The 8,197-nt window shown below is 68.7% G+C and carries 6 protein-coding genes and 1 pseudogene; 5 read left to right on the top strand and 2 right to left on the bottom strand.

All coding sequences use genetic code 11. The annotated features are described in order from the left end of the window. The 3 genes from AB0M11_RS40650 to AB0M11_RS40640 all read left to right on the top strand — a co-directional run. A partial coding sequence (locus AB0M11_RS40650) for a fumarylacetoacetate hydrolase family protein (RefSeq protein WP_365713896.1) occupies nt 1-225 on the top strand: 225 nt, incomplete at its 5' end. Further along, on the top strand, nt 222-1,070 hold the full coding sequence (locus AB0M11_RS40645; protein WP_365713894.1) for a fumarylacetoacetate hydrolase family protein: 849 nt from the start codon (nt 222-224) through the stop codon (nt 1,068-1,070). The genes AB0M11_RS40650 and AB0M11_RS40645, both read left to right, overlap by 4 nt. A gap of 11 nt (nt 1,071-1,081) precedes the next feature. Further along, nucleotides 1,082-1,867: an SDR family oxidoreductase gene (locus AB0M11_RS40640; protein WP_365713892.1), complete on the top strand. Its 786-nt coding sequence runs from the start codon at nt 1,082-1,084 to the stop codon at nt 1,865-1,867. Nucleotides 1,868-1,941: 74 nt separating this feature from the next. Here the strand turns inward: AB0M11_RS40640 and AB0M11_RS40635 are convergent, their stop codons facing one another. Beyond that, on the bottom strand, nt 1,942-2,781 hold the full coding sequence (locus AB0M11_RS40635; RefSeq protein ID WP_365713898.1) for an RICIN domain-containing protein: 840 nt from the start codon (nt 2,779-2,781) through the stop codon (nt 1,942-1,944). Nucleotides 2,782-3,062: 281 nt separating this feature from the next. Continuing rightward, nucleotides 3,063-5,411 (bottom strand): alpha-L-fucosidase, encoded by a 2,349-nt coding sequence (locus AB0M11_RS40630; protein WP_365713890.1) that lies wholly within the window; start codon nt 5,409-5,411, stop codon nt 3,063-3,065. 454 nt (nt 5,412-5,865) lie between these two features. On the opposite strand from AB0M11_RS40630, the gene AB0M11_RS40625 reads away from it, so the two are divergent. Beyond that, nucleotides 5,866-7,302 (top strand): RICIN domain-containing protein, encoded by a 1,437-nt coding sequence (locus tag AB0M11_RS40625; protein ID WP_365713888.1) that lies wholly within the window; start codon nt 5,866-5,868, stop codon nt 7,300-7,302. A gap of 195 nt (nt 7,303-7,497) precedes the next feature. Further along, nucleotides 7,498-8,197, top strand: a pseudogene (locus AB0M11_RS40620) (glycoside hydrolase family 6 protein); the annotation flags it as partial.

Genomic DNA, 8,197 nt, shown 5'->3' with positions numbered 1-8,197 from the left:
CCGCACCTGGTCGCCTACCACTCCCCGCAGGGCTACAGCGCCGGCGACCTGATCACCACCGGCACCGTGCAGGGCGTCGCCGGCTTCAGCGGCGACCCCGACATGTACCTCAAGCCGGGTGACGTCGTCGAGGCCGAGGTCGAACGCCTCGGCGTCCTGCGCAACCCCATCATCAGCTGGGAGCAGGGGCACGGCACGGCTGTACCGAAGAAGGTGGACTGGTGAGACTCGGCGTCATCGACGGCCGGGCCGTCGTGGTCCGCGGTGACCGGGCCGCGGATGTCGGCCGGGCCTCGCAGGGACGACTGTCGACCGACCCGATGGCCCTGCTGGAGCAGTGGCGATCCTGCCGCGACTGGGCCACCGGTCTGGCTGACGAGGCGTACGACATCGAGGTGGCCCCGGCGGCTCTCCAGGCTCCGGTGCCCCGGCCCCGGCAGGTCTTCGCTCTCGCCCTCAACTATCCCCCGCACGCCGCCGAGGCCGGATTCACCCCGCCCGAAGAACCGCTGGTGTTCACCAAGTTCCCGAGCTGCATCACGGGCCCGCGGACCACGGTCGAGCTTCCTGCCGGCAAGGTGGACTGGGAGGTCGAGCTGGTCGCGGTGATCGGCGTGCCTGCCCACCGCGTGCCCGTCCACCGTGCCTGGGAAACGGTCGCCGGGCTCACCATCGGACAGGACCTGTCCGAGCGTGTCGCCCAACTCCGAGGAAAGCCAGCACAGTTCAGCTTCGGAAAATCCTTTCCCGGCTTCGGGCCGACCGGGCCGGTCCTCGTCACACCGGACGAGTTCGCGGACCCCGACGATCTGGAGATCACCGGGTTGCTCAACAGCGAGATCGTCCAGCACGACCGCACCAAGTCCATGATCTTCCCGGTGCCGGAGCTCGTCGCCCGCCTGTCGGCCGTAGTGCAGCTGTTCCCGGGCGACCTGGTCTTCACCGGCACCCCGGCCGGGGTCGGCAACCGGATGGATCCACCCCGGTATCTCACCGAGGGCGACGAACTCGTCAGCCGCATCGAGGGCATCGGTGAGATCCGCCAGCGCTTCACGGCCGCACACCTCTGAAGGGACGTCCCATGACAGAGCAGCGCATTCCCCGCCGCTTCGAAGGCCGCACCGTCCTGGTCACCGGCGCCGGCACCGGCTACGGCGCCGAGATCGCCGTACGCGCCGCCCAGGAGGGCGCCCGGGTCGCCGTCCACTACCGCAGCTCCGCGGCCGGAGCCGAGAAGACGGCCGCCCGGATCAGGGAGGTCGGCGGTGAGGCATTCACGGTGCGGGCCGACATCGCCGTCCATGCCGACGTCATCCGCATGGCCGAGGAGGTGTTCAGCCGTTTCGGCGGCCTGGACGTGCTGGTCAACAACGTCGGTGACGTGGCGGGCGACCAGATGTCCTGGCGGGATGTGACCGAGGAGTCCATCGACCACGTCCTCGCGGTGGACATCAAGGGAACGATGCTGTGCGTCCACGAGTTCGGCTCCCGGATGCTGGAGCAGGGCCACGGCGCGATCGTCAACATCGGCTCCACCGTGATCGTGCGTGGCAGCGCCCGCGCTCCGCAGTACGCCGCCGCGAAGTACGGCATCCTCGGCATCACCAAGTCCTACGCCCAGGCGTTCGCCCCCGCCGTGCGGGTCAACACCTTCGCCCCCGGTTTCATCGAGACCGAGATGCTCCTCAGCCGTGCGGACTGGAAGTCCGGCCGCCGCGAGGACATGATCGCCAAGACCCCGATGGGCCGCATCCCGGGCCCCGCCGAACTCGCGGGCACCGCCCTCTTCCTCGCCACCGACGACGCCGCCCACATGACCGGCGCCTACCTCAACGCAGACGGCGGCTTCAACATGATCGGCGCCTGACCCCGCAGAATTGCTGTTCGTACTCGGCTGGCGCGAGGTGGCCGAGGGCGGAGCGGCGGCGGCGCCCCGGTGGCTCACAGGGCGACGATCTGCCACTCCTGGTTGCTGCCGGTGTCGGGCGGCCACTGGCTGAGCGGGGTGCCGTCGGCCGTGTAGCCGTTCTGGGCGTTCACGCACATCCCGCTGTTCGTGGCGTTGGTCCGCCAGTCGGCCAACTGGCCCAGGACGAGATCGAAGTAGCCCTGCATGGCGTCGGTGAGGTCGAGGATGTTGCCGCCCGCGACCTGGAAGTTGACGTTGGCGTCGGTGGTGAGGTCATACGCCCAGGAGTCGTTCCAGATGCCGGTCAGGCGCGGTGGCAGGACGCCGCTGGAGCTGACGAAGAAGTACCGGCCCGAGTCGTACATCCGTTCCAGCAGTGCGATGTCGATGGCGGAGGTGTTGCTGTTCTGCCGTGCGATGAGCTCGCTGGTGGACAGCTGTCGGTCGGCGGCGGAGACGTTCAGGTCGATGCTGGAGCGGTCGTACATCGCCTGGTGCAGGGGGGTGTGCCGGGCGAGCAGGGTGGCGTAGTCGGCGGTCAGGCCGGCCAAGGCGGTCTGCAGGGGCTGGGAGTTCCAGTCGGTGGCGTTCTCGTACCGGCCGAGCTTGGTGAGCAGCAGCACTTTGGTGGCCTTGGCGACCACGAGGGTCTGCCCGCTGACGGTGACGGAGGAGCCGGTGCCAGTGGCGACGACGCGGGTGGCACCCTCGTAGCCGTAGGCGCCGCCGGAGGGGTAGGTGCCGCGCAGGGTGAGACAGCCCTCGCCGTTGCTCACCGTCGCGGTGGTGGAGAAGGTGACGCTGGTGGGGACGCCGTCGAGGGCGGTGTTGACGCTGAGGGTGGTGTCGACGGTGCGGCCGGTGGCGGGCAGCAGCTCGTGGACGATGACCTGGTCGGCGCGGGAGGCGGATGCCCCGGTCGGGGAGCGTGACCTGGGTCGGCACGGCGGCGGACGCCCTGCCGGCGCAGAGACCGGGCAGCGCCAGGGCTCCGGCGGTCATGGCGGCGGCGGTGAGAACTGTCTGCGGTCGAGCGGCAGGTCGTGAAGCCCCATGGCGCGGATCCTTTGGGCGTCGAGGGAGGGGAAGAAGCGAAGGAGCCGGTGCGGCGGGGTGCCGGGCCGGCGTGCGGCCCGGCACCACGGTCCGCCGTTCAGAGCGCGACGAGTTGCCAGTCCTGGTTGGCGCCGTCGTTCATGGGCCACTGGATCACGTAGGCGCTGTCGGCGGTCGAACCGTCCTTGACGTCGGCGCACCATCCGGTGCGGACGTTGACGAGCCGGTAGTAGCCGCTGGTCTTGGAGGGGACCAGCGTCCACCACTGGTTGTCGGCCGAGGCGTCGGTGGCCTGGTCGAGGAGGGCGCCCTGGGCGGAACCGCCGGGGCTTTCCAGGGCCTTGCCGCTCTTGACGCAGATCAGCCGGAAGGAGCCGTCGGTGTTCGGCACCAGCCTCCACTGCTGGTTGGTGCTGCTCGTGCCGCCCCAGGGGTACTGGATGATGTCGGCGCCGTCGAGGGTCGAGGCGTCCTTGACGTCCATCACCTTGCCGCTGTTGCGGTTGACCAGCTTGAAGGTGCCCAGGTCGGCACCGAAAGGCCGGTCGTAGACCTCCAGGTTGCGGATGGAGGCCCACACGCCGGAGGGCAGCCCGGTGACCGTGACCCGGACGTACCGCGCCTGCGCCCGGAAGACGGCGACCTGGACCTGACTGGTGCTGGTCGTCGCCGTGTTGTCGACGAGGGTGGTCCACGTGGAGTTGTCCGTGGAACCCTCGATCCTGTACCGGTAGTTGGTCTTGTCCAGCTCCCAGGCGATGCGGGTGCCGGTCATTGAGCGGGTGGAGCCGAGGTCGACCTTGAGCCAATGGCCGACGTTGCCGTTGTCGGCGCACCAGCGGGTGGAGGTGGATCCGTCGACGGCCTTGGCGGCGTAGTTGCCCTTGGAGCTCTCCTCGCTGTCGGCGGTGGCGGTTTTGCCGGCCGCGATGTCGGCGGGCTGCACGGACCGGTCCAGGGTGACGCCGACGACGCTGTCCTGCGGGTGGGTGGTGCGGTCGACGCCGCTGATGGCGACCCGGCCGTCGGTGCCGACCGTGTAGGACAGGCCGGCGCCGGAGCGCACGTCGAAGACGCGGCTGACCTGGGCGTCGCCGATCGAGGGGGTGGTGAAGGAAGTGCCGCTGTAGCCGGGCAGGAGGTGGACGTAGAAGGTGTTGTCCTTGTACGTGAAGCCGTACTGGCCGTCGACGGGGTTCCACGGGCCGCCGCGGGTTCCGTAGACGGACTGGCCGCAGGCGGTCATGAAGGTGCCGATCTGGCGCAGCAGGCTCGCCTGCCCGGAGGAGACGGTGCCGTGCCGGTCCGGGCCGATGTTGACCATCGCGGTGATGTTGCGCACCCAGCAGTTGACCAGGATGTTCATCGCGGTGGCGTAACTCATCACCTTGCCGTCGGAGTTGTAGCCCCAGGAGCTGCCGACGGTGAAGACCTTCTCGACGAGGTCGCCGGTGCGGATCGCCCCGGTGGGCACCGAGGGGCCCTCGTCGTTGATGTAGTCGCCTCTCCAGCCGGACCGCAGGTTGGCGACGATGTCGGGCTGGTGTTTGCGCACCATGCCCATCAGCCCGAGCGGCTTGCCGGCGGCGTCGGTCTCGCCGTAGGCGGCGTCCACCGGCCACTGGTTGGCGGTGTCCCGGTACTGGCCGGGCTCCCAGAAGAACGCCGCGTCGGCGTCACTGCCCTGCTCCGCCAGCCAGCCGCCGTCCCACCACAGGTCGTCGATCACGCCGTACTGGGTGACCAGTTCCTTGACCGACTCGTACACCTCGGTCTTCATGATCCGCGCGTTCTCCTTGTGCGCGGGGTCGGTGGTGTAGTTCCAGGGGTTGGTCGCGCAGTTGGTGCCGTACACGTCGTAGTAGCCGGGGTAGCGCCAGTTGATGGGCGAGTAGTACAGGCCCACCTTCAGGCCTGCCGCCCGCACCGCCGCGACGTAGTCCTTGACGAAGTCCCGGTTCAGCGGGGCCTGTCCGGAGTTCCAGCTGCTGGGGTGGTTCAGCGGCCACAGCGCGAAGCCGTCGTGGTGACGCGTCGTCAGCGTCACGTACTTCGCCCCGAAGTCCTTGGCCAACTGCGCCCAGGCCGTGGGGTCGTAGGCGTCCGCGGTGAACTGCTCGCTCGTGGCGTCGGTGACGTACTTCTGGTAGTCGGAAGGTGTGACGGGGGCGTTGTGCATCCACCACTCGCCCTTGGCCGGGCCCGAGTACACACCCCAGTGGACGAACATGCCGAGCTTGGCGTCCTGCAGCCACTGGATCTTGGAGTCGGGCTGCTGCTCCACGCCCATGTCGGTCTTGGGGATGCGCAGGGGCGGGAGTGGCAGGGGGTCGGCGGCCGTTGCGGCGTACGCGGGCGTTGTCAGCGCGAGGGAGCCGACCGCCGCGGCCACCGTCATGGCCGCCATGCCGGCGAGCACCGATCTGCGTGAGATGGATTCCGGCAACGTGATTCCTCCTGTTTGATTGTCAGAAAGGCGCCCGGGGGCGGCGGCTGTGGGGCAGCCGGCAGCGCGGCTCGGCAGGGGGCCTGGGAGGCCATGAGGATCCCCGATCCGCGTCTGACCCCGCGCCAATACATAGGATGGATTAACGAATACGCATGGCGCTTGTGTCCAGGGTTGTGACGCAGGTTTTCCGAATAGAGCCTGTGCGACCGCTGTGGGCGCCTCGGCGATCGAGCTAGACATGGGATGTATTGGAGAAGATGGTTCAGGCTCGGACTCCAAGGGAGATTCGCTCGAAGCGTTGACGAGGCTCCTGTCGAGCCTTACCGTCCTCCAGCAGAAACACACACCTTCCGACATTTATCCAAGTCTCCGGGTGGAAGAGCCGCCACCCGAGAAGAGCCGAACCTGGCGCCGGCCTGCTTTCTCGCCGGCTCTCGTCGAAGGAATCCCCATGCTCCGTCGTGTCTGCCTGCTGCTGTCCGCCGTACTCGTCTGCCTGTCCGGGCTGCTGGCCGCCGGCGCGCCCGCCCAGGCCGCTTCCGTGACCGTGACCAACGCGACCCAGTTCACCGACACCACCGGAGCCGTGGTCCACGCCCACGGCGGCGGCGTCATCAAGGTCGGCACGTACTACTACTGGTTCGGCGAGAACCGCAACCCCGACAACTCCTTCAAGTACGTGTCGGTCTACCGCTCCACGGACCTGAAGACCTGGGAGTTCCGCAACAACGTCCTCACGCAGAACAGCGCCGCCGAGCTCGCCTCCGCCAACATCGAGCGGCCGAAGGTGATCTACAACAGCACCACCGGCAAGTACGTCATGTGGATGCACAAGGAACTGGCCACCGACTACACCCAGGCCCGCGTCGCCGTCGCCGAGTCGGACACGGTCGACGGAACCTACACCTACCTGGGCAGCTTCCGGCCGCTCGGCATCACCTCGCGGGACATGACCCTGTACAAGGACACCGACGGCACTGCCTACCTGGTCTCCTCCGCCAACGAGAACGCCGACCTCGACATCTTCAAGCTCACCGCCGACTACACCGGGGTCGACAGCCTGGTCGCCGACCCGTGGCCCGGCACCTACCGCGAGGCCCCGGCCCTGTTCAAGCGGGGCGGCGTCTACTTCATGCTCACCTCCGCCAACAGCGGCTGGAAGCCCAACCAGCAGCGGTACGCCACCGCCACCGGCCTGGCAGGGCCGTGGACCGCGATGACCGACGTCGGCAACGACACCGCCTACGGCTCCCAGACGGCCTTCGTCCTCCCCGTCCAGGGCACCGCCGGCACTTCCTACCTGTACATGGGCGACCGCTGGGGCAACTCCATGGGCGGTACCGTCGAGGACTCACAGTACGTCTGGCTGCCGCTGACCTTCCCCACCAACACCACCATGGATCTGCCGTGGTACCCGCAGATCGGCATCGACACGGCGGCCGGAACGATCACCGGCGTGGGCGGCGGCCCCTACTACAACCTCGTCGCCCGGCACAGCGGCAGATGCGTCGACGTCTCCGACAACTCCGCCGCCGACAACGCGGTCGTCCTGCAGTACGACTGCAACGGCGGCCTCAACCAGCAGTGGCGGCTCACCGACGCCGGCGGCGGCTACGTCCAGATCGTCGCCGAGCACAGCGGCAAGTGCCTGGACGTGGCGAACGCCTCCACCGCGGACGGCGCGTACGTCAACCAGTACAAGTGCACCACCGGCACCAACCAGCAGTGGCTGCCGCAGGACCAGGGCAACGGCTACTTCCACCTCGTCGCCCGGCACAGCGGCAAGTGCCTGGACGTGAAGGACGCCTCCGCCGCGAACGGCGCCCGCCTCATCCAGTGGCCCTGCGGCACCGGCACCAACCAGCAGTTCCTGGAGCGCACCGCCTGACCGGACACACGCCGTGATCAGGGGCATGTCTCACCACGTCCCTCGCCCGCGCCGGCCGAGTGGCCGCCGCCGTGCTGGTGGCGGCCTGTGCCGGAGCGTCCGAACAGGCCCCCTCGCGGCCGACGTGGCTGCGGCTGTCTCCGGCCCGGTCACCGGCAGGCCTCGACGAAAGTCAGGTCGAGTCGCGGACCACCGAAGTACGCGGGCCTGCGGATCGCCACGGTCATCGAACCCGACTCGCTGCCCAACCTGGTCACCAACGCCGGCGGCACACCCACCACCACCGACGCCTGCGTGACCATGAAGAGCAACGGCAACTACGAGAAGGGTGTCTCCTACGCCCTGGACAAGCTCGGCGCCATTTCGAACGTCTACAACTACATCGACGCCGGCCACCACGGCTGGCTCGGCTGGGACAGCAACCTCGGCCCGGCCGTGCAGGAGTTCGCCAAGGTCGCCACGACCGACGGCGCCAGCGTGAACGACGTGACCGGCTTCATCGTCAACACCGCCAACTACGGCCCCGTCAAGGAGCCGAACTTCAAGCTCACCGACACCGTCAACGGGCAGACCGTGCGGCAGTCGAAGTGGGTGGACTGGAACCAGTACGCGGACGAGCAGTCCTTCGCCCAGGCGATGCGGGACAAGCTCGTCGCGGCCGGGTTCAACTCCGGCATCGGCATGCTGATCGACACCTCCCGCAACGGCTGGGGCGGCACCGCCCGGCCCACCGGCCCCGGTCCGCAGACCTCCGTCGACGACTACGTCAACGGCGGCCGCGTCGACCGGCGCGTCCACGCCGGCAACTGGTGCAACCAGAGCGGTGCCGGTCTCGGTGAGCGGCCCACCGCGGCCCCGGCCGCCGGCATCGACGCCTACGTCTGGGTCAAGCCGC

The sequence above is a fragment of the Streptomyces sp. NPDC051987 genome (assembly GCF_040680735.1).
Taxonomy (GTDB): Bacteria; Actinomycetota; Actinomycetes; order Streptomycetales; family Streptomycetaceae; genus Streptomyces.
This window is presented reverse-complemented; position numbering and strand designations above follow the sequence as displayed.

Excerpts from the sequence above, each read along its gene's own strand:
- AB0M11_RS40625 (WP_365713888.1), top strand. The coding sequence starts at position 5,866 with ATGCTCCGTCGTGTCTGCCTGCTGCTGTCCGCCGTACTCGTCTGCCTG.
- AB0M11_RS40640 (WP_365713892.1), top strand. The coding sequence starts at position 1,082 with ATGACAGAGCAGCGCATTCCCCGCCGCTTCGAAGGCCGCACCGTCCTG.